The organism is Cecembia rubra (assembly GCF_003014575.1).
In the GTDB taxonomy this organism is placed as follows: Bacteria; Bacteroidota; Bacteroidia; order Cytophagales; family Cyclobacteriaceae; genus Cecembia_A; species Cecembia_A rubra.
The window spans coordinates 136,861-158,337 of sequence record NZ_PYGF01000001.1 but is presented as its reverse complement, the minus strand read 5'-3'; the positions used below and the strand labels follow the sequence as shown (position 1 = coordinate 158,337).

General features: G+C 37.7%; 15 protein-coding genes, 1 tRNA gene and 1 CRISPR repeat array. Of the genes, 9 read left to right on the top strand and 7 right to left on the bottom strand.

Going from position 1 to position 21,477, the window contains the following annotated elements; genetic code table 11:
• The first annotated feature begins 1 nt into the window (after position 1).
• The 7 genes from CLV48_RS00655 (at position 2) to CLV48_RS00625 (ending at position 4,501) form a co-directional block, all read left to right on the top strand.
• Positions 2-355 carry a Na+/H+ antiporter subunit C gene (locus CLV48_RS00655; protein ID WP_106565319.1) on the top strand — a complete coding sequence of 118 codons (354 nt, stop codon included), beginning with the start codon at positions 2-4 and terminating at the stop codon, positions 353-355.
• Positions 352-1,869 (top strand): proton-conducting transporter transmembrane domain-containing protein, encoded by a 1,518-nt coding sequence (locus tag CLV48_RS00650; RefSeq protein WP_106565318.1) that lies wholly within the window; start codon positions 352-354, stop codon positions 1,867-1,869. The genes CLV48_RS00655 and CLV48_RS00650 overlap by 4 nt, the downstream gene beginning before the upstream one ends.
• A complete protein-coding gene (locus CLV48_RS00645) occupies positions 1,866-2,345 on the top strand; it encodes a Na+/H+ antiporter subunit E (protein ID WP_106565317.1) in 480 nt (159 codons plus the stop codon). The genes CLV48_RS00650 and CLV48_RS00645 overlap by 4 nt, the downstream gene beginning before the upstream one ends.
• On the top strand, positions 2,342-2,620 hold the full coding sequence (locus tag CLV48_RS00640; protein ID WP_106565316.1) for a cation:proton antiporter: 279 nt from the start codon (positions 2,342-2,344) through the stop codon (positions 2,618-2,620). Before CLV48_RS00645 ends, CLV48_RS00640 begins: the two co-directional genes overlap by 4 nt.
• The gene (gene mnhG / locus CLV48_RS00635) at positions 2,613-3,023 is read left to right on the top strand and encodes a monovalent cation/H(+) antiporter subunit G (RefSeq protein WP_106565315.1); all 411 of its coding nucleotides are present in this window, start codon (positions 2,613-2,615) and stop codon (positions 3,021-3,023) included. Before CLV48_RS00640 ends, mnhG begins: the two co-directional genes overlap by 8 nt.
• Entirely contained in the window at positions 2,998-4,152 is a 1,155-nt protein-coding gene (locus tag CLV48_RS00630; protein WP_106565314.1) for a lactonase family protein, read from the top strand. Before mnhG ends, CLV48_RS00630 begins: the two co-directional genes overlap by 26 nt.
• Positions 4,153-4,309: 157 nt before the next feature.
• Positions 4,310-4,501 carry a cold-shock protein gene (locus CLV48_RS00625; protein WP_106565313.1) on the top strand — a complete coding sequence of 64 codons (192 nt, stop codon included), beginning with the start codon at positions 4,310-4,312 and terminating at the stop codon, positions 4,499-4,501.
• A gap of 70 nt (positions 4,502-4,571) precedes the next feature.
• Here CLV48_RS00625 and menC read toward each other — a convergent pair whose 3' ends face one another.
• Positions 4,572-5,672 carry an o-succinylbenzoate synthase gene (gene menC, locus CLV48_RS00620; protein WP_106565312.1) on the bottom strand — a complete coding sequence of 367 codons (1,101 nt, stop codon included), beginning with the start codon at positions 5,670-5,672 and terminating at the stop codon, positions 4,572-4,574.
• A 39-nt stretch (positions 5,673-5,711) separates the two neighbouring features.
• On the opposite strand from menC, the gene CLV48_RS00615 reads away from it, so the two are divergent.
• The gene (locus CLV48_RS00615; RefSeq protein ID WP_106565311.1) at positions 5,712-6,938 is read left to right on the top strand and encodes an S-adenosylmethionine:tRNA ribosyltransferase-isomerase; all 1,227 of its coding nucleotides are present in this window, start codon (positions 5,712-5,714) and stop codon (positions 6,936-6,938) included.
• 2 nt (positions 6,939-6,940) lie between these two features.
• On the opposite strand, the gene CLV48_RS00610 is transcribed toward CLV48_RS00615, so the two are convergent.
• Both CLV48_RS00610 and CLV48_RS00605 read right to left on the bottom strand, forming a co-directional pair.
• Positions 6,941-7,360, bottom strand: a complete 420-nt coding sequence (locus tag CLV48_RS00610; RefSeq protein WP_106565310.1) for a LytR/AlgR family response regulator transcription factor — start codon at positions 7,358-7,360, stop codon at positions 6,941-6,943.
• Positions 7,361-7,607: 247 nt separating this feature from the next.
• On the bottom strand, positions 7,608-8,921 hold the full coding sequence (locus CLV48_RS00605) for a PAS domain-containing protein (RefSeq protein ID WP_106565309.1): 1,314 nt from the start codon (positions 8,919-8,921) through the stop codon (positions 7,608-7,610).
• Between the two features lie 555 nt (positions 8,922-9,476).
• Between CLV48_RS00605 and CLV48_RS00600 the strand changes: the two genes are divergently transcribed.
• Positions 9,477-9,565 (top strand) — tRNA-Ser (locus tag CLV48_RS00600).
• A gap of 582 nt (positions 9,566-10,147) precedes the next feature.
• Positions 10,148-16,685: direct repeats of the CRISPR family, unit length 30 nt; unit sequence ATTTCAATTCCTGTATGGTGCGATTGATGG.
• 212 nt (positions 16,686-16,897) lie between these two features.
• On the opposite strand, the gene cas2 is transcribed toward CLV48_RS00600, so the two are convergent.
• The 4 genes from cas2 to cas3 all read right to left on the bottom strand — a co-directional run bounded on the left by cas2 (position 16,898) and on the right by cas3 (position 21,469).
• Entirely contained in the window at positions 16,898-17,161 is a 264-nt protein-coding gene (gene cas2, locus CLV48_RS00595; protein WP_106565308.1) for a CRISPR-associated endonuclease Cas2, read from the bottom strand.
• 53 nt (positions 17,162-17,214) lie between these two features.
• Positions 17,215-18,219: a type I-B CRISPR-associated endonuclease Cas1b gene (gene cas1b / locus CLV48_RS00590; protein ID WP_106565307.1), complete on the bottom strand. Its 1,005-nt coding sequence runs from the start codon at positions 18,217-18,219 to the stop codon at positions 17,215-17,217.
• Between the two features lie 82 nt (positions 18,220-18,301).
• The gene (locus CLV48_RS00585; protein WP_106565306.1) at positions 18,302-18,805 is read right to left on the bottom strand and encodes a CRISPR-associated protein Cas4; all 504 of its coding nucleotides are present in this window, start codon (positions 18,803-18,805) and stop codon (positions 18,302-18,304) included.
• A 48-nt stretch (positions 18,806-18,853) separates the two neighbouring features.
• Positions 18,854-21,469 carry a CRISPR-associated helicase Cas3' gene (cas3, locus tag CLV48_RS00580; protein WP_170068970.1) on the bottom strand — a complete coding sequence of 872 codons (2,616 nt, stop codon included), beginning with the start codon at positions 21,467-21,469 and terminating at the stop codon, positions 18,854-18,856.
• Positions 21,470-21,477: the final 8 nt, after the last annotated feature.

Here is a 21,477-nt window from a genome sequence, read left to right as displayed (position 1 = left end):
AATGGAATTATTGCTGATATTTATCATAGGCCTCCTTCACGCTTCAGGCATATACATGCTTCTTAGAAGGAGCATGTTCAAAATGATCATCGGGCTGATATTACTTGGCAATGGGGTCAATATGCTTATTTTCTTATTAGGAAAACTTACAAAAGGCCATCCTCCGGTTATTGAGGATGGTGCCAAAATCTTTACTGAGATTTATGCAGATCCACTTCCACAGGCTTTGATTTTGACAGCGATTGTAATTGGCTTTGGGCTTCAATCATTCGCTATTATTTTGATCAAAAGGGTATATCAGGTCCTAAAGACTGACGACCTGGATGAACTTAATTCAACTGACGAAGAGATATGAGTAATCCGTATATAGTATTACCGATCATATTGCAGTTGGTTGCAGCAGTGGTTTTGATGTTCTTTTGGACAAAGACCAAGGCCCAAAAAACTATAAGCATCCTGTTTTCAACCGCGGCAGTTGCTGTTGGAGTGTATATGCTCCATTCTGTCTGGCATCATGGCATCCAGATCACCCACTCAGGCAATTGGAAAGCCCCATTTGGAATCACATTCGTGGCGGACTTATTGGCCATGACATTGATCCTCATTTCATCCATCGCCGCCTTGGGTGTCTCCATTTTTTCAGCAGGTAGCATGAGGGAAGAAAGGTTGAAATTCGGGTATTACCCGGTTTTCCACTTCCTGGTGATGGGGCTGCAGGGAGCATTTCTTACAGGAGATATTTTCAATTTATATGTGTGGTTTGAAGTCATCATCATTTCCTCTTTCGTATTGATGACTCTTGGTGGCAAAAAGGCCCAATTGGAAGGTACAATAAAGTATGTTTCACTCAACTTATTGGCATCTTCCTTTTTCCTAACAGGAATAGGTTTTCTATATGGCCTGACAGGAACCCTCAATATGGCTGACCTGGCTGTCAAAATGAAACTGATAGAAAACAGTGGACTTGTCAATGTTACGGGGAGTTTATTCCTAGTAGCCTTTGGTATCAAATCCGCCATTTTTCCTATGTACTTTTGGCTGCCGGCATCTTACCATACCCCTCCCCCGGCTGTAACTGCAATATTTGGAGGACTCTTGACAAAAGTTGGGATTTATGCTATGCTGAGGACTTTCTCCTTGATTTTTGGTGGGGATGAATTCATGACATTTATAACTTCCATCATTGCTGCCCTTACCATTTTGGCAGGTGCTTTTGGTGCCATGAGCAGAAAGCATATGAGTAAAATCTTTGGCTTCCTGATCATCTCCCATATTGGATTCATGATGGTTGGCATTTCTATTTTTTCGGAAGCGGTATTAGTAGGCACTGTGTTTTATTTGATCCATGACATTATTGTCAAGACTAACTTATTTATGGTTTCGGGATTGGTCATGAAAATCAATGGAAGCCAGGACATAAAAGCATTGGGGGGATTATACCAATCCCATCCTTTGCTTTCTTTGTTGATGGCAGTACCTTTATTTTCGCTGGTGGGGATCCCGCCCCTTTCTGGATTCTGGGCCAAAATCTTCTTTATCCAGGGTGCCTTATCCGCACAGAATTACCTTTTGGTAGGCTCTGTGGTAATTGGCAGTTTCCTTACTCTTTGGGTAATTGCCAGGGTATGGTCAGAAGTTTTCTGGAAAAAGGGGGAAAACCTACCCAAACAAGCTAATGGAGTCTATTTTGATGCCTTATCCAATCTTCAGCAATGGGCCTATATCGTACCAATGCTGCTACTTTCGATAATTTCTTTGTATATTGGTTTAGGGGCCGGCCGCATCATTACATTGTCCCAGAAGATAGCTTCTGAATTAGTAGATCCCTCATTGTATATTCAGCTTGTACTTCAAAACCAACTACCATGATCAAGGCACTTCTTTTAGCAAATATTTTGTTGGCTACAATTTGGGTTTTGGCAACTGGAACTTTAACTCAGGAAAATTTTGTATTTGGATTTCTTATCAGTTTCGGGATTTTGTGGATCATTTCTCCTGACAGAAGGAAAAACAACTATTTCACGATAGTACCTAAACTGATTTCTTTTTCAGTTTTTGTTTTGTATCAGATCATTAAATCCAATATACAGACATTAATAGAGTCTTTATACTCTAAATCAAAATTATCGCCTGCGATATTAAAGGTTCCGCTTAGTGTAAAAACCGATGGTGAAATCACCTTTTTTTCACACCTCCTGAATATTACACCAGGAACACTCGTAATTGATATTTCGGATGATAAAAAGGCCCTGTTTGTGCATGTCGTACACTGTGATGACAAGGAGGCTTATGTCAAGCAATTAAAGGAAGTATTTGAAAAACGCATATTAGATCTGGTAAGATGACACTTGTAGAATATTATCAATATGTGGTCATTCCCATTTTAGGGATTTCCGTAATCCTGGTGTTTATCAGGTTCTTAAAAGGCCCAAGCCTAGCTGATAGGGTAATTTCCCTGGATATGCTGATACTAATGGCTATAGGTATAGTGGTGATTTACAGCATCATTTATGACCAAAGCACCTTTTTGGACATTGCCATGCTTTTTGCACTGATTGCTTTCTTGGGTACAGTAGCATTTGCTTATTATCTGGAAGAAAGGAGAAAAAGAAATGAATGAGTTAATTATCATGGTTCTCAGCACCATCGGCTCTCTATTTGTACTATCAACTTCTGTGGCCATGTTCAGAAAGAGAGATGTTTACTTGAGGATAAATGTCACCACCAAAACAGCAACCTTGGGTCTGGGATTGCTGCTGGCATCTGCCGCAATATTCTTTCAGGAGTATTCGGTGACTACCAGGGTATTGGCCACTATAATTTTCATCATACTTACCGCTCCTATCGGGGGCCATATGCTGGCCAGAGCAGCTTACCTTAACAAAACAAAAAAATGGGAAGGGATGAAAATAGATGACCTTGCAGGTCAATATGATCCAAAAAGTAAAGTACTTTACAGTGAGAAAAAAAACACTTCATTTGAACCTCCTGTGGATTATGACAAAAACAGCCCTCAAACTTAAAAGCTATTTATTCCTCTTCCTGGGCATCTTAATGGGCTCATGTGAACAGGAAATCCAAAGTGAAAAAATGATTAACCAAAACTATTCATTTTTATTGGGAGCCTATACCAACGATGACAGTCAGGGTATAGGATTGTTGGTTTTTGATCATGAAAATAAGAAACTGGAAACCAAGATTATCGGAGCAGGAATTACAAATCCCTCATTTGTCATCAGTAACAAAGCCCAAACATTGGTATTTGCTGTTGAGGAAACTGCTGGAGAAAATGGAGGGAAAATCAAGTCCTTTAAATTTGAAAGGGAAAACAATAAACTGGTTTTATTGGACACAAAGGATTCTTTCGGTGACCATCCCTGCTATCTCGCTTTGGATGAAAAGGAGGAGTTTTTGGTAGTTGGAAACTACAGCGGAGGAAATTTTTCAGCTTATAAAATCAATCAGGGAAATCTAGAACATGTTCAGACAATACAGCACGAAGGGCAGAGCATAGTCAGCAACCGTCAGGCAGGTCCCCATGTCCACAGTACTGTTTTCCATCCTGATGGCCACTTTCTGTTGGTAGCTGACTTAGGTACTGACAAAATCCATCTTTACAACTTCAATCCCGGATTTGCGGTTCCATTTAACCATGCATCAATCCAATATTTTGAGGTGGACGGAGGGGCAGGACCAAGACATTTGGCAATTCATCCTGAAGGAAATACTGTTTACCTGGTCCATGAGCTGAGTGCTGAACTGGGGGTTTATGGTTTTGACAAGGGAAAGATGTCCAAAAAACAAATTCTACCCTTGACAGCACCTGATTTTATTGGAACGGTTGGTGCAGCAGAGGTCCGCATCTCGCCGGATGCCCGTTTTGTATATGCATCCAACAGAGGAGAGGCCAATGAAATAAGTGTCTTTGAAATCCAAAAAGATGAATCGCTTAAATTCATTGAAAGGGTCAAAACAGGAGGAGAAATGCCAAGAAACTTTATTATTACCAAAGATGGCAATTACCTGCTAGTTGCTCATCAAGGTTCAAATAACATCACGGTGTTTGAAAGAGAACTAAAATCCGGCAAACTCCACAAGTTGGAAATAGAGGCGGAATTCAATAAACCTGTTTACTTGTTTGGACTGGATTAGAACGTAAAAATTGAAAAAAAATTAGCTCTCATAAAAAATCATAAAATATTTTTTTGTCAAGCATAAGGAAAACTTAAAAAATATTTTACACAAAACCATCATATTGTAAAAACAATCCTTACCTTTGGGGAAATTATTCAATTACAATACAATTATCATGAACACAGGAAAAGTAAAATTTTTTAATGAGTCCAAAGGATTCGGTTTTATTATTGACAACGAGTCTTCCAAAGAGTATTTCGTTCACGTTACAGGTTTGATCGACGAAATCAGAGAGGATGACGAAGTTACTTTCGACCTTAAAGAAGGAAGAAAAGGCCTAAATGCAGTGAATGTAAAAGTAGTTTAATCTATATATTACACATTGACAATTAGTAAAAAGCCCCGGTAAACGGGGCTTTACTTTTTTTACACTATCCTCAATAACACATCCCCTCAGACCAATTTTTGTTATGATCGTAAAAAATAAATCCATTATCAATCCTAAGCGGAGAATCAATATTGTTATGATACAGCTGGCCTGTACCGAGACCTTGAGGCATACTGATATGGTAAGTTGAGGTAAACTGGGCAATGGCATTGAGTCCTATATTGCTTTCCAAAGCTGAAGTCATCCACCAACCTATCCCAAGTTCCTCTGCTAGATCAATCCATTCTTTTGAGGCTTTGATTCCCCCCAATAAGGTCGGCTTTAATATGATATATTGGGGCATTATTTGTTCCAACAGTTTTTTCTTCTCCGCATATTCCGATAAATTGATCAATTCTTCATCCAATGCAATTGGAAGAGGCGTTTGCTTGCATAATTCGGCCATAGCTTTTGATTGACCTTGTCTGATGGGCTGCTCAATACTATGCAGGTCAAATTGGGCCAGCTTTTCCAATTTCTTCATGGCCTCCTCAGCAGAAAAAGCACCATTTGCATCTACCCTAAGCGTTATTTTTTCCTGAGAAAAGCTATTCCTGATATATTCTAAAAGTTCACATTCCTGATCAAAATCAATAGCCCCGATTTTCATTTTGATACAATCATAACCTTCGGCTATCTTTTTATCAATCTGCTGCAGCATGAAATCCCTATCCCCCATCCAAATCAATCCATTGATAGGAATTGATTTTTCATTATCAAAGAATGCATTTTCAAATATTTTCTTTCTACCTCCCCAAAAGAGATCCAACAATGCCACTTCAAACGCAAAGCGTATACTTGGAAGTTCGGCTGGAATATTATCTGAAACCCAATTCAATATCCCCTGCTCTGACTTTGGAATATCATTTCCTGAAAACTTAGCACATAAATTACTAAGTTGAATTTCAAAGTCAGGGATATCATCCACACTTAATTTTGGAAGTGGTGCGGCCTCACCCCAGCCTTTGACCTTTGGGTTTTCTGCTTCATGAGCACTCAGAAAAAACGTGGTTTTGCTTTTTAAGACCCCTCTTGAGGTGCCTGCATCAAATCGGAATCTTAAATGATGAGGTAAATAGTTGAATTTTGGTATGTGAAAATATTCTGTCATTGGGATTATATTTGCCAATTAATTGAAAACTGAACCCTGATGTTTAAAATTTCATCCATTGAAGAAATCAGATTATCTGATTACGATTATACTTTACCGGAGGAGAGGATTGCCAAATTTCCCTTGGAAAAAAGGGATCATTCCAAATTATTACAATATTTAAATGGTGATGTTTCACACCACAGGTTTTTTGAACTTCCTGATTTGCTTCCCTCCGGAAGTTTGATGGTTTTTAACAATACGAAAGTAATTCCTGCCAGATTGATTTTCCAAAGGGATACGGGAGCTAAAATAGAGATTTTTCTATTAAAGCCTCTTGCTCCGAGTCCGGTTATCAATGAGGTGATGATTTGTACAGATGAAGTGTCTTGGGAAACCATGATAGGTAATCTTAAAAAATGGAAAGATGGAGAAGTCCTACAGGGGCAAATTGATATCCAAGGGCAAAGTATCATCATCAGCGCTAAGCTAACAGACAGGGAAAACAAAGTGGTATCTTTTTCTTGGACAGGTGACAATATACCTTTTGTTTCGATAGTGGAGGCCTCTGGGGAAGTCCCACTTCCTCCCTACCTAAACAGGGAAGCTACTGAAGAGGACAGACCAAGGTATCAGACAGTCTATTCCAAAAAGGAAGGGGCAGTAGCTGCGCCAACTGCAGGCCTGCACTTTACAGAAGAAGTACTGGACAACTTAGAAAACAAAGGCGTGAACAAGGAGTTCCTTACCCTTCACGTGAGTGCTGGAACCTTCCAACCCATAAAGAGTGAAAAAGTTACCGACCACGCCATGCACAGTGAGCAGGTAGTCATTGAATTGAGCACTTTGGAAAGGCTGGCTGCCCATCCCGAAAAAATCATTGCAGTGGGCACAACCTCCATGAGAACATTAGAAAGCTTGTATTGGTATGGCGTTAAGTTGATTAGAGGAGGTGATAAGCAGTTTTTTATCCCCAAATTATACCCATACGAACACAAAGCTTATAACCTTCCTGAAAGAACGGAAAGTTTCAAGGCTGTACTGGAGATGATGAAAAAAAGTAATCTTAAAGAAATTACCGGTTCTACTGAAGTGTTTATTATGCCGGGCTATGATTTTAAGGTCTGCGATGCACTGGTTACAAATTTCCACCAACCTTCCTCCACATTGATTTTATTGGTAGCAGCCTTTACTGAAGGAAATTGGCGGAAAATCTACGAAGAAGCACTAAGTAATGATTACAGATTCCTCAGTTATGGAGATAGCAGTTTGCTTTGGAAACGGTGATTTCAATCACCGTTTCCTGAGCCCAGTTTATTGATACCATTCAGTAAATTTTGAAAATAAGTCCTACCCACTGGGACCGTATCCTTACCTACTGTCACTTCCCTGGGATTGATTGTATTGATTTGATCCAATCTGACAATATAACTTTTATGGATACGGATAAAATCATCTCCCGGGAGTACAGTTTCAAATTCCTTTAAAATATTTCTTAAGGAGTAAACATTATCATTGGTAACCAAAGTGGTATAATTACCATCTCCTTTCATCCAGATAATATCTGTGAACTTCACTTTTACCAAATTGCCTTTATATCTCACAAAAAGCGCGTCTTTGATCAAAAGTTTGTTTTCATTTTCCAGAGTCCCATTACCGTTGCTGTTTCCATTGGACTTTCCATTGTAAGCTTTTAAAACATCTTTCATGACTCTTTATTTTACAATGGAAACAGTTTGATCGGGTTTTTGTTTAAGATAACCCTGAACTTTGTCATTGCATCTCTGCCTGAACATTGGCTTAAAAATCAAAAAGCTAAGAATATTAATACGAAAAGGTAATTCTGGACCCGGGAAAAAAATCTGAAGGATAAACAATAAAAGGAATACTATTTGGATTATGATGGCAGGAAATCAGGTCATGAGACTACTGTTTTTTGGATTTTCCTCAACTGTATTAATCCAAATCTGAAATCTGCTTTGAATTGTTTCTGATCAATTGATCCAATTCCTGGGCCAATGGTTTCAAATAAGAGAAATATTTGCGGTTTTCTTTATCCAATTTTTCTTTATCAATCAGCTCAAGTAGCCCCAAAATGGAAGACAATGGAGACCTCAGGGTAGAGGATTGTTGGTATAAAACTTCCCGCATAACTTTGTTCTGCTTGGCAAGTTTTTCAAAACCAATTCTTTCCTGATGGATATCTTTACAGGAATAAAGAAAGCCTTTGACCTGACCATCCAAATCTTTTAATGGATGAAATTTATGGCTGTACCAGATTTTTTGACCCAATTTGTTTAAATGAATTTCCCTTTCTAAATAAAATTTTTTCCCTTGAAGAATATCTTCTACATGCTTCAGAAAGAACTCATCCATGTCATCCATAAGATAGGCCAAAAACTTATCCCCCTTTTTGAGCGTTTTACCAAAAATAGATTTAATCAATTGCTCAGCTTTGTTATTAAAACCAAAAATTCTGAGGTCCTTACTTACAATAAAAATATGCTCATCAGAAAAATCCAAAACGGTTTGAAGGGTTAAATTAACCATTCTGTAATCTTCAGAAACCTTTTGGATATCTGTTACATCTTTTAATAACAGATCGATACCAGAAGATTTAGGATTTACAAATATTTTGTAATACCTGCCATTCATACTGTTGAACTCTTCAAAAATCCTCGGCTTCTTAGATTCTTTTGCATTCTTGAATTCCAGGGCATGTTTATAAAAACTCTGGTCCGGATAAACCTGCCAAATGGTTTTTCCTATAAGTTCTTTTGCTTTCCGATCAAAAAATTCAACAGCCTTTGAGTTTAAATGTACAATTTCCCATCTGCTGTTCAACTGAATAAAAATATCAGTCTGTGAATCAGAATTATCAGAGCATAACAAAAAGTCTGGCTGAGGGAGAACTGCAGAAATTTTATGACCTACAGCCATAATACCTGAGAAGTCACCTTCAGCATTTTTCAATACAGAAAACTCCCATTTGATCATTTTATTGCCATGTATGAGCTGTATCTGGGTCTGATGATTAGGTTTTTCACTGACTTGCAATAAAAAATCATTCAGATCAAATTTGTTGCCTTCATGAAGGGTTTCTCTGAAATTCTTCTCAAATATATCAGCGCCGTTAGGCTCAAAGAGCGTTATAAACTGCTTCCCTGCAAAAAATATCTGTCCTTCAATGTCGAGAATTCCAACATACAATAAGTCTGAATTTTTTAGATAATCAGGTACTAGAAACTCTAACTCTTTTATTTTTAACATCCTATTGTGTTCGCAATATTAGGTGATTCCGATCAATTGACCTTGACCAGAAGCTGTAAAAATAACAATTAGGAACAATAAAATAAATTATTGAATATCATTTTTTGTCAGAATTTTATTCTTTACATAAAGATGTTTTATGTTAAAAATTTCGAATATCATTTTTTTCCATTTGAATGAGCTAAATTGAATTTCAAATATTGGCTTGGGATTGAACAAAAAAGAAAAAATTAAATTTTACATTTCAGCAGGAGACTATCCTTATCACTCCTAATTCTTTTCTTTGAAAACTCCACAAATATTTCTTATTGAACTACAAGGATTTCCAATAATTTGTTAAAAATAGTTGATTAATTGGCTGGCACATTTTGTTTAATTCTTCAATATTGATTTATATTTGCATCAAGTTATAGCGTTGGGTGAATGGCTTAAACCATCCGTCTCGGCGGATAAACTGTCGTACGGGCAGAATATAAAATTATAGAGAGTTGGGTGAGTGGCTTAAACCATCCGCCGCGGCGGATAAACTGTCGTACGGGCAGAATATAAAATTATAGAGAGTTGGGTGAGTGGCTTAAACCAGCAGTTTGCTAAACTGTCGTACGGGTAATTCCGTACCGGGGGTTCGAATCCCCCACTCTCTGCGGAATCAGGGCCTAATGTATAACATTAGGCTTTTTTATTTTTCTTCTGTCAAAACTTGATAGGACAATCGATAAAAAAGAACAAAACAGCTGTAAGCTCCCCCCCCCTTTTTTAAATTTTTCTTAAAGGTTATTTTAAATGGATTGTTGCTTTGGAAAAGCATTTAATAAATTAAACTAGGAGCAAAAGGTTGGAAAATACTTCTCCTGATTTTGTTTCTAGTACAAAAATCTGACACAAAAAAACAAGATTAAATTTGTTAAATAAGATAGGAGAAATTTGAAATTCCATGCCTTTAGGTTTAGTAAAATGACATTTAATTTTTCAATAATAATTTTCAAAATTATAGATCAAAGTCAATAACATTCGAAATAATTTTAACGGTATTAAGATATAATTCGGATTTCTGGAGATTAGAAAATGAGGTTTTAGCACTTAATAAGAATGATCTATTAAATGTGGACTCCGTATTATTTTAAAATGGAATTAAATGAAGAAGTTTTAAATCTAGAATTTAGTGATTTAAAATAATTTTTTGTAGTTAATGGCCATGCTCATTATTAATATATAAATCAAAATAAATTTCAATTCCTGTATGGTGCGATTGATGGAGTAGGAGAAATTTACGGAGGGTCAGGTGCTAAAAAATTTCAATTCCTGTATGTTGCGATTGATGGAGAGTGGGCGACACTATGTTAACCCCTGGAAGAAACATTTCAATTCCTGTATGGTGCGATTGATGGATTCGGTCCCGATCAGTCCAAAAGGATATATGACTCATTTCAATTCCTGTATGGTGCGATTGATGGAAACACCTATGTTAATTTCGCAAAAGGTATAATCCAATTTCAATTCCTGTATGGCGCGATTGATGGTTTGCCTTGATTTATGGATTTATCTTTTGTAAGTTATTTCAATTCCTGTATGGTGCGATTGATGGGCACCTATTGTTCCCAATCCTGCAACTGCCATTCCAATTTCAATTCCTGTATGGTGCGATTGATGGAAACCGAAAGATCAGACAAAATGCAGGCAAAAGACTATTTCAATTCCTGTATGGTGCGATTGATGGACGTGGGGTTCCTTGTTGGTAGGCAGATATTGGTATTTCAATTCCTGTATGGTGCGATTGATGGCCGATGAAACATATTCGGTTGTGGACGAGGATTATGATTTCAATTCCTGTATGGTGCGATTGATGGAAAAATCGAAAAAGCAAAAGAAGCTAGCGAAAGCTTATTTCAATTCCTGTATGGTGCGATTGATGGAGAGCTGCCTGTAATACGGGCATTCAACCTAACCGAATTTCAATTCCTGTATGGTGCGATTGATGGGCGCTTAGATGTATTTGCAACGCACGGCAAAATATAATTTCAATTCCTGTATGGTGCGATTGATGGCCTAAGCGACAAGGCGGAGACAGAAAACGAACTTAATTTCAATTCCTGTATGGTGCGATTGATGGTTTTATAAGCTCCTCGGCGCTTATTTCCCAAGTGCATTTCAATTCCTGTATGGTGCGATTGATGGAATAGCTTCAACACTTGTATAATCTATTATAGTAAAATTTCAATTCCTGTATGGTGCGATTGATGGAGTAGGCTCTATTGGCACCCTTGCGGTACTTGCCAAATTTCAATTCCTGTATGGTGCGATTGATGGTGTAGCTAAAATAAGCGATATTAACCGGGTGCAAAAATTTCAATTCCTGTATGGTGCGATTGATGGTGCTCCGGGTAAAGCAAATCTATTAGCTGGCGTACTATTTCAATTCCTGTATGGTGCGATTGATGGCAAAAAACCAGATGAATATGCTTGATTCTGAACAGGATTTCAATTCCTGTATGGTGCGATTGATGGTCCTGATGCATTCCTCCTGTATAAGCTATATGCACATTTCAATTCCTGTATGGTGCGATTGATGGACACTTGAATTATTATTAATATCCATTGTTTGTCTTATTTCAATTCCTGTATGGTGCGATTGATGGCTACTCCAAAAAATCTTGCTTTACGGAAGTTTATCAAATTTCAATTCCTGTATGGTGCGATTGATGGTCAGTGCTCCGGCAAGGTCGTTGGGGCCATAGGGATATTTCAATTCCTGTATGGTGCGATTGATGGACCAAGTCTAATTATCTCCAATTTATAAAACTCTTATTTCAATTCCTGTATGGTGCGATTGATGGATGGTTCGGAAAGTACCGTAAACTGAGGCCTTACATATTTCAATTCCTGTATGGTGCGATTGATGGGCTATTCTATTACCATTTTCATCAACAAAATACATATTTCAATTCCTGTATGGTGCGATTGATGGCATTGAGAATGAAAACAAGATCCAGGACCTTAAATAATTTCAATTCCTGTATGGTGCGATTGATGGTTTAATTATTTCCCAACTGTTGGGGCCTGTCTTTTCTTATTTCAATTCCTGTATGGTGCGATTGATGGGCCCCTTCGCCCATTCCGGTAATATAGTCATGGCGTATTTCAATTCCTGTATGGTGCGATTGATGGAAACCGCTTCGGACCTTAACACGGCCTTAATAAATAATTTCAATTCCTGTATGGTGCGATTGATGGGCATCTCCAATATGCCATTCATCAACATTATGCGGATTTCAATTCCTGTATGGTGCGATTGATGGTATCGAGACGCAAAAAAGACAGGTTCAGATTTTCACATTTCAATTCCTGTATGGTGCGATTGATGGATATGTAAGGCACGTTTATAACAAGGACGAAATATAATTTCAATTCCTGTATGGTGCGATTGATGGTAGAACGCGTGGAAATGACAATCGTGCAACCGAGGCATTTCAATTCCTGTATGGTGCGATTGATGGTTTCCTATAGATCAGTTGGAAAAATTGGATAAGTTATTTCAATTCCTGTATGGTGCGATTGATGGCCAGAGCTTCGAGTTCCGCCGGGGTGTTGTAATATAATTTCAATTCCTGTATGGTGCGATTGATGGCTTATTGTGCTGAGTTCTATTTCCTGATTTGGCATATTTCAATTCCTGTATGGTGCGATTGATGGCATCGACGCTCTAAGCGGCTTTTTCCAGAAAAAGATATTTCAATTCCTGTATGGTGCGATTGATGGTTTCTGGCCAAGTTGGGAAAGGGATTCGCCGATTATATTTCAATTCCTGTATGGTGCGATTGATGGATGGTTCGGGAAGTACCGTAAACTTCGCCCTTACGTATTTCAATTCCTGTATGGTGCGATTGATGGAGTTGTGTTAGTGATTATAGTGGTGGCTTTGCTTAATTTCAATTCCTGTATGGTGCGATTGATGGAGCTTACGGGTGAAACGGATAATTATCTAAATCACTATTTCAATTCCTGTATGGTGCGATTGATGGGCAATCGGAAGTTATGAAAATGCACTCCAGGTTATATTTCAATTCCTGTATGGTGCGATTGATGGCTGGGCGTTCTGGACTCCAAACATTATTAAGTGATAAATTTCAATTCCTGTATGGTGCGATTGATGGATTTCCTTTAAAAGCTTCTTATTAGCCATGGACTACATTTCAATTCCTGTATGGTGCGATTGATGGAGCAAAGGATCCTAGGTTCAAAATAGGGTGGGAGTATTTCAATTCCTGTATGGTGCGATTGATGGGAACCGAAAAAGCCGAAAATGGTCGGAAAAAATGTAATTTCAATTCCTGTATGGTGCGATTGATGGACAGGAAAATCAAATTTCGCCAATAAGGTAATGTTCAATTTCAATTCCTGTATGGTGCGATTGATGGTAAGTGTAGGTTCTGGAAAGCAGTTTTCCTATTACTGATTTCAATTCCTGTATGGTGCGATTGATGGTTCCGGCAAAAAGAGGAGGCGAAGATGAGATTAACATTTCAATTCCTGTATGGTGCGATTGATGGCTTGTTGCAGCCGCAACCCCTCCATTGTTTACCCTATTTCAATTCCTGTATGGTGCGATTGATGGATCATGAAAGAAGGAAAAATCCCTAAACACAAAAAATTTCAATTCCTGTATGGTGCGATTGATGGTCATCTTGGGTTGGGGTAAGAATGTCTAAAGCTGGATTTCAATTCCTGTATGGTGCGATTGATGGTTTCGGGAAAATCGAGGAAACCTTCAAGGGCAATATTATTTCAATTCCTGTATGGTGCGATTGAAGGCCCAATCCGGCCTGTTTTGCCGCATCCCTTAACTCCATTTCAATTCCTGTATGGTGCGATTGATGGTAAAGACAAAAAAAATAAGGGTTAAGATTAAAGATATTTCAATTCCTGTATGGTGCGATTGATGGTTCTTTTCCTCCCTTGGACAATTGGTTCATGCCATATTTCAATTCCTGTATGGTGCGATTGATGGCGTCCTCTATGACTTTAATGTAAATAAGCTTAGCCATATTTCAATTCCTGTATGGTGCGATTGATGGCAATTAGAAAATTGATCTCAATGTCATGGTTGACCTATTTCAATTCCTGTATGGTGCGATTGATGGCTGGGCATCAATTGGCATACTGAATGCCGCTATTGCATTTCAATTCCTGTATGGTGCGATTGATGGCGGGAGGGCCAAAGTGGAAGAGGTGCGGGAAAAACTATTTCAATTCCTGTATGGTGCGATTGATGGGGCTACAAGGGCAGGATCTGGAATATTGTGGACAAATTTCAATTCCTGTATGGTGCGATTGATGGCTGTTCCCCGATTTCGAATATGTTTATCTTAGGTGTATTTCAATTCCTGTATGGTGCGATTGATGGCAAAATATCTTGACTTGTAATTTATTTTAATACGATTATTTCAATTCCTGTATGGTGCGATTGATGGGCTTGTCTTGTAAGAATGAAGCAGGTATCCGATTATATTTCAATTCCTGTATGGTGCGATTGATGGCACCAAGAGGGATGAAAGCACCTTGCATGATGCTTATTTCAATTCCTGTATGGTGCGATTGATGGTCTAGGTTTGTCATTACTTTTTCTCTACAGCGTTTCATTTCAATTCCTGTATGGTGCGATTGATGGTGTACTATAAATAGTACGGGGGCATTGATTGTGTAATTTCAATTCCTGTATGGTGCGATTGATGGAAGTTATGATGATAAATCCGATGCGCTGGATGTTGTATTTCAATTCCTGTATGGTGCGATTGATGGGAAGCCCAAACCGGGCAGACTGCTGAAAACAAAACAAATTTCAATTCCTGTATGGTGCGATTGATGGTTAATCGCATCGGCAGCTTCCAGATTCTTCTTTGCTTATTTCAATTCCTGTATGGTGCGATTGATGGTTTTGCTTCGGCATCTGCTGGATCGGTTGCAAAGCAATTTCAATTCCTGTATGGTGCGATTGATGGTTGCATCCAATTGTTTTATCTCATTATCCAATTCTATTTCAATTCCTGTATGGTGCGATTGATGGAAAGTACTTATCATTGAAAGAAGCATCAATAAAAGTATTTCAATTCCTGTATGGTGCGATTGATGGCAATCCATTTGCCGTAATATCACTGTATTTTGGCTTATTTCAATTCCTGTATGGTGCGATTGATGGACACGGTTGTTTAGAAACTTGTATTCTGCATACCTATTTCAATTCCTGTATGGTGCGATTGATGGTCTGTAAGTCTGACTTATCAAGGGTCATATATCCTTTATTTCAATTCCTGTATGGTGCGATTGATGGTTAAGTCAGTTATTGTTGTTGCGCCATCTCCGATATTTCAATTCCTGTATGGTGCGATTGATGGAAAGGGGGGCGTTCTTTACAAATTGCCTCTAAGATATTTCAATTCCTGTATGGTGCGATTGATGGTCCGAAATTGCTCTTAAGGAAATGCTTAATGCCAATTTCAATTCCTGTATGGTGCGATTGATGGCTCATCTTCTTTTAATTTAATGTTTGCTTTTTCAAATTTCAATTCCTGTATGGTGCGATTGATGGTATTTCCGAAAATCAGCGATTGGGCGAATTTTTCTTATTTCAATTCCTGTATGGTGCGATTGATGGTGATGTCAGTGCCAACCACATAGTAGTACCCATCGGATTTCAATTCCTGTATGGTGCGATTGATGGTTTCCGCTGTTAAGGATCTGATTAAAAAGTACACAATTTCAATTCCTGTATGGTGCGATTGATGGCCGGCAAATTGAGCAACAGATCGATAGGTATCTGGAATTTCAATTCCTGTATGGTGCGATTGATGGTTTCATCTTGAAGTTTTTCAATTGCGGCAAATGCAGATTTCAATTCCTGTATGGTGCGATTGATGGGTTGATTCTGAAAAAAACAGCCCGGCTGAAATCGTATTTCAATTCCTGTATGGTGCGATTGATGGCTTCGGTTGGCACATAGAGGTTTCCTTTTTTGAACATTTCAATTCCTGTATGGTGCGATTGATGGTTGGGGGGTTCGGGAATGTCTGCACCTGGTTTACGGATTTCAATTCCTGTATGGTGCGATTGATGGTTGAGGCCATGGCTAAATCTGTAAGAATCCTAAGAAAATTTCAATTCCTGTATGGTGCGATTGATGGTGTTATATGGATAGAGGAGGGAACATCTATTACCATATTTCAATTCCTGTATGGTGCGATTGATGGGACAAGGGCGGTAAAAGAATGGAGATTCAGAAGCCTATTTCAATTCCTGTATGGTGCGATTGATGGGCCGCTCGGTGATCAGCCGGCCATTAAGAAAAATTATTTCAATTCCTGTATGGTGCGATTGATGGAGAGGACATCAGGGTGGAGAGATTACAGGATATCAGATTTCAATTCCTGTATGGTGCGATTGATGGTGGCCCAGGCCCATCCACAGGAGGACTGACAGATCTATTTCAATTCCTGTATGGTGCGATTGATGGTTGAACTTAGCATTGGAAACAGATGGCTCAGTTAATTTCAATTCCTGTATGGTGCGATTGATGGCCATCCATCCACTTGTGTTTTATCGGTTATAATCCCATTTCAATTCCTGTATGGTGCGATTGATGGGTTATTCCCTGTTAACATTACATGATTATAAATATATTTCAATTCCTGTATGGTGCGATTGATGGCATCCGTCTGCAGCGTCTTTTTGGTTTCCTTCAATATTTCAATTCCTGTATGGTGCGATTGATGGCCGTGGCCTTGGCAATAAAAATAGGTCTAATTTTTAAAAATTAGGCCTATTGCTAAAGAAATTTTTATACTTTAATCGTCGACCTCAAATACCTCGATTTTGACTGGGGTTTGACAACCTTGATTGCACTACAAAATCACTGTTTTTTGAAAAAAAATTCTAAGATTTCATTTGCCTTTTTAAAAAAACTTGAAGGTTGACGACCAAATCCCTTAAATAAAAGTATCAAGATCATTTTTTTCCTGACCAATTATTTCCTTTTCAAGCCATCTTTCCTCCCTACTTTTAAATATTATCAAACTGTCCTCTTCCTCTTTCATGAATTTTTTGGCCCTTGAAATCAACTCTTTAAGTTTTACCTCTGTTATTTCTCCCTCAAACACAGAATTTTGAATCCAATTTAAGTATTCCCTGCATAATTTCAGCATTTTGATCACACGCCTTTCACCAATATCATATACTAAAATAACATACATATCAAACTGACTTATTGACTAATTTCAATTTTTATTTTCATTGGGTACTGGATTTACCACCAAATTTTGAATGGTTGATAAGTTTCAATTTCTAACAAATGCTTGCTCAGTTTGTAACACTCCAGTTTGACTAAATGCTTGTAACTGACATGCTTTTTAAGCGTTCTGTGCTTTATTGTTTCATTCAAGCGTTCTTCAAATGCTTTGATAAAGGCCTTTTTACCTGATTCCTTTAGAATAACTTTGTTGACATGGATATCAAAATCTTTAGATTGGATTTCTTTTTTATTCAATACCCTAAAAATCACCCGATCAACCAAAATAGGCTTGAATATCTCTGCCAAATCAAGGGCAAGGGAATAACGCCTGTATCCTGGTTCATGAAGAAAACTTATAGTAGGGTTCAATTGGGTATGGTAAATCTGATCCAAACACATGGTGTAGCACATCATGTTCCCAAAAGAAACCAAGGCATTCACTTCATTTAAAGGAGGCTGCTTGCTTCTGCCCTCCATGGAATGTTCATTAAGTATAATGTCAAAAGCCTCATAGTAAACCTGTCGAATATTTCCCTCAATTCCCATCAATTCTGGGATTAGATTACACAAACTTATTTTCTCTGTTAGGACATTTATTTTTTCAAGGTGATTTTCCAAAGGCTTGTCCCTGTTGAGATAATACTTCAGGTTTTTACTGATATTAAATGAGGCTCCTTCTACAAATTTTTTGGCAATTTTGAGCCTTTTATCAGGTTTTGAGTGGTGAAGGGTTTGCTGAATCTGCATCTTTCCTGCTAGGAGATATTCTTTGGGCTGGAAACTTCCTGTATAATGCTCGTAATAATCAAAAAAGTGAACACTGATGCCCGCCTTGCCAAGGAAGTTATACAAAGCACTATTTGCATCAAGGCTCCCAAAGCAATAAAGATCTGATACCCCTTCAATTGGAATATACTTGGGCATTCCTTCCTTTCCTGATTCATCAACAGGCGTGAATTTTAGCGTATTGTCTTTCCTGGTTAGTCGTCCTGGGTTAAAAAGATAGTAGGTTTTTTTCATACAGTTTATGGATATCCTTGAGTAGATGAAATTACAACCTTTAATTAGCGATTTTGCCCAGCCCATCCTTCATTTCAGTACTCTACTCCCCTGAAAAGCAAAAATCATAGTAGCTGCATGAGCGGCAAATATTCTTTTTTTCTAACGGAGGGCAGTTTTCTTGTGCTATAAGTTTTTGGATTTCCATCATCCAACTTTGCACCACTGACTCATCCCCTTTTTCCCATTCAACTACGTGTCGTTGGCGCAATTTTGGATACTCCAATATAGCAGATGCTCCCTCAATACCATGCTGCAACAATACATACTTATAAAATTTCACTTGAGCGATATGGGCATACTCCGCTTTATTAGACTTCTTCACTTCATGAATAACCTTGTTTTTGTTGTCGTAGTAGTCTATTTTAATTTTACCGATTTGCAGTTCAGTATATTTCTGCGACCGATCTTGGTAAGTGGTTTCTCCTATAAGTTTGCCTTCGGCTACCACCTCTGAATTGTGTTCCATCCTGATTCCATGTGCATGTAGCCACATTTGGCGCTTGCAAACATGATAAAGGTTAATAAGGGTGGCGTTGATTTGCATATGTTTACAACCGATTAATTATTTTGGATAATAATCATGATGACTTTATTACAAGAATATCATTTCACTAAATTTTTGATCCTGTAATCCCATTTGAATGTCATAAACTTCTTTGTGTGAAGTTAAATATAGGAATCCGTACTCTTCCTGATTCCCGCCAGATATAAGTTCTTTCACCACCTTACTTTCTGAGAAGAGAGAGAATGTGTACATAGACATTATTGATTGAAGGATTTTCAGATTTCTTTTTTTAGAAGTTAAACTTTCTGAGTAACTGATAATCAAATTTTTGTAAAGATTAAAAACCGCTTCTCCGGAAAGTTTATCCTCATAAATTTCTACCCCAAATTCTTCTAAAAATTGTAATTGTTGATCCGAAAAAACTGAAGATGCATCAGGTAGATCAAGTGGAACAAAGACACTTGTATTCGAATGTCCAATCAGCGTAAATTCTTCATCAATCTTTGGGAAATTTAGTTTCCCTATTAACTCTTTCTCATATGAAGAGGCTGTTCCGGCTAAATTACTTACTTGATTGGTACTACCTAGCCATTCCTTAACTTTTTCATAAAGCCTATCAAAGCTCTTGTTTTTAAGAATATCGAAGTATTCATCTTCAAGATGTGATCTTGTTTCCTTAAACCTTCTATCCTTACCATAAATAACTGAGGCATCATCAAGTTCAAAGAGATAAACAATGCAGTTTTTCTTATTAACATTTCTGTTGACTCTGCCTGCCAATTGTTCCTCTGAGTCTATAATGGAACGGTTTTTAAAACCGAGATCCATATCAATATCCACTCCCGCCTCAACTACCTGAGTTGTAATTAAAAGAACATTTTTGCTTTTATTTTCTTCGTTTTTAAGCTCTTCGATAATTTGTTTTCTTCTCGGCTCTAGAATAGTTCCACTCAAAATTTTGATTTCATAATCTTGAAAAAATTTTTCTGCTATGACTGCAAATTCACTTGTAGATTTTTTAAATATGAACTCAATGATTGTTCGAACTTGACCATTAGTTTGTCTGTATTGCTCCGACTTTTCAAAAACTACCTTTGCCAACCAATCAAGATATGATTCCCTTTCTTCTTTCTCAGGACGCTTTTTTTGGAGTAGTTCATCACTAAAGCATACCCGACCAGCGAAATTTGGATTCACAAAAAAACGCTTGATGGCATTGGGAATAAGGTAGCAGAATTCAGAAGCAGCTAGTTCACCAATCTTTGGCAAAGTTGCAGACATTACAATGAATCTTATATTAAGAGCTTCTGCATACTCTCGAAGTAAATATGCCATTTTGTCCCAAAGTATAGGGTTGTACGCTTGGACTTCATCAATTACAACAATGCTATTTGCAAGTCGGTGCATTAAGTAGATACTGCTCTTTTCATTGGCTTTTAGAATATCAAAAAATCTAACATGACTGAGAAAGGTATATGGATAGTTTACAAATTGATTGTGGATATCGTCAAGTCGCTCGTTACCAAACAGTCCATCTTTATCTTTTTCAGGATCTTCTTTTTGTTTCCATACAGCCCGACCATGCAACTCCATCCATTCATCTGATTGCAGTCCTAGTGTTTGAATTGCTGATTTCTGTGTTTGAGTGACTAAAGTTGTAAAAGGAAACACATAGAAAACCTTATTCAATTCTGGATTCACTTGGAGTAATTCTTGAGTGGCTATAAAAGCCATATTGGTCTTTCCTCCTCCCGTTGGTGCTTCAATGTAGAAAAGTTTCTTATCTGCATTTATTCGTATATTTTCAATCGTTTCAGCAGCCATTTTAGAGCGCAGCTTGTTTAGGTTGGTATTTGAAGGCTCCTGAAGTTCATCCAATAGTTGGCTGTAAAAATCTTTCTTTTTTAAATAGAGATTCCTATTATGGGGTTGGGTTTCTTGCAAATTTTGAAAGTGCCGATTTTTTTGTTCAGTAGATAGTACTCCAAACTCACTATATAACTTTGACCATTTATTGCAGTAGTGTGAGGTAGCATAATAATCAGATGCCGTGAGCAGGGAAAAATTTAAGCGAATCAATGAAAACCACTCAAATCCTAACTCTTGGAATGAAACAATTTGGTTAGTAATTAGCGGTACGTTTTCAATTATTCTTTGATTGAATTCGAATTGATAACAATCTAAGTATGTAGTTAATTTTGTACATAGCTCAAAGTTCAAGGAGGAAAAGGTTTCTTTTTTGGACAAGTCATCTAGACGAGGGCTATGATGTCTTATGATATTATGGGCAAGTGCGATAATCCATTTAATAAGTAATTTTAAATTTTGTTCACCTAACTCTTTTTCAATTTTTGCTAATTCCGAAAGTTGATGAACAACAAAAATAAACGCACTCAAAACGGAGTGTTGACTTTGTATGCCATTAATTTTTTGTGATGGGAATAAATCAATGTTTTCAAGTTTTCGTTGAAAATTTTCATTTACCTTTCCAAAGTCATGATACAGAATAGCTTGCCAAAATAAATTTTTAGCAATTTGAGCAACATTTTCATCATTGCTTGCCAACTTAGAAAACTGCTTATTTAATAAGGGTTCTAATCCATGGGTTTCAATAAGTAATTGAAAATATTGTGCGACCAATTCCATATGGTCACTCAATGTTTCATCCGGAGTGTGAGCCAAATACTTTTCCCAATCCTTCAATACCGATT

Coding starts and splice junctions, on each gene's coding strand:
- CLV48_RS00655 (WP_106565319.1), top strand. CDS start 2: ATGGAATTATTGCTGATATTTATCATAGGCCTCCTTCACGCTTCAGGC.
- CLV48_RS00650 (WP_106565318.1), top strand. CDS start 352: ATGAGTAATCCGTATATAGTATTACCGATCATATTGCAGTTGGTTGCA.
- CLV48_RS00645 (WP_106565317.1), top strand. CDS start 1,866: ATGATCAAGGCACTTCTTTTAGCAAATATTTTGTTGGCTACAATTTGG.
- CLV48_RS00640 (WP_106565316.1), top strand. CDS start 2,342: ATGACACTTGTAGAATATTATCAATATGTGGTCATTCCCATTTTAGGG.
- mnhG (WP_106565315.1), top strand. CDS start 2,613: ATGAATGAGTTAATTATCATGGTTCTCAGCACCATCGGCTCTCTATTT.
- CLV48_RS00630 (WP_106565314.1), top strand. CDS start 2,998: ATGACAAAAACAGCCCTCAAACTTAAAAGCTATTTATTCCTCTTCCTG.
- CLV48_RS00625 (WP_106565313.1), top strand. CDS start 4,310: ATGAACACAGGAAAAGTAAAATTTTTTAATGAGTCCAAAGGATTCGGT.
- menC (WP_106565312.1), bottom strand. CDS start 5,672: ATGACAGAATATTTTCACATACCAAAATTCAACTATTTACCTCATCAT.
- CLV48_RS00615 (WP_106565311.1), top strand. CDS start 5,712: ATGTTTAAAATTTCATCCATTGAAGAAATCAGATTATCTGATTACGAT.
- CLV48_RS00610 (WP_106565310.1), bottom strand. CDS start 7,360: ATGAAAGATGTTTTAAAAGCTTACAATGGAAAGTCCAATGGAAACAGC.
- CLV48_RS00605 (WP_106565309.1), bottom strand. CDS start 8,921: ATGTTAAAAATAAAAGAGTTAGAGTTTCTAGTACCTGATTATCTAAAA.
- cas2 (WP_106565308.1), bottom strand. CDS start 17,161: ATGTATGTTATTTTAGTATATGATATTGGTGAAAGGCGTGTGATCAAA.
- cas1b (WP_106565307.1), bottom strand. CDS start 18,219: ATGAAAAAAACCTACTATCTTTTTAACCCAGGACGACTAACCAGGAAA.
- CLV48_RS00585 (WP_106565306.1), bottom strand. CDS start 18,805: ATGCAAATCAACGCCACCCTTATTAACCTTTATCATGTTTGCAAGCGC.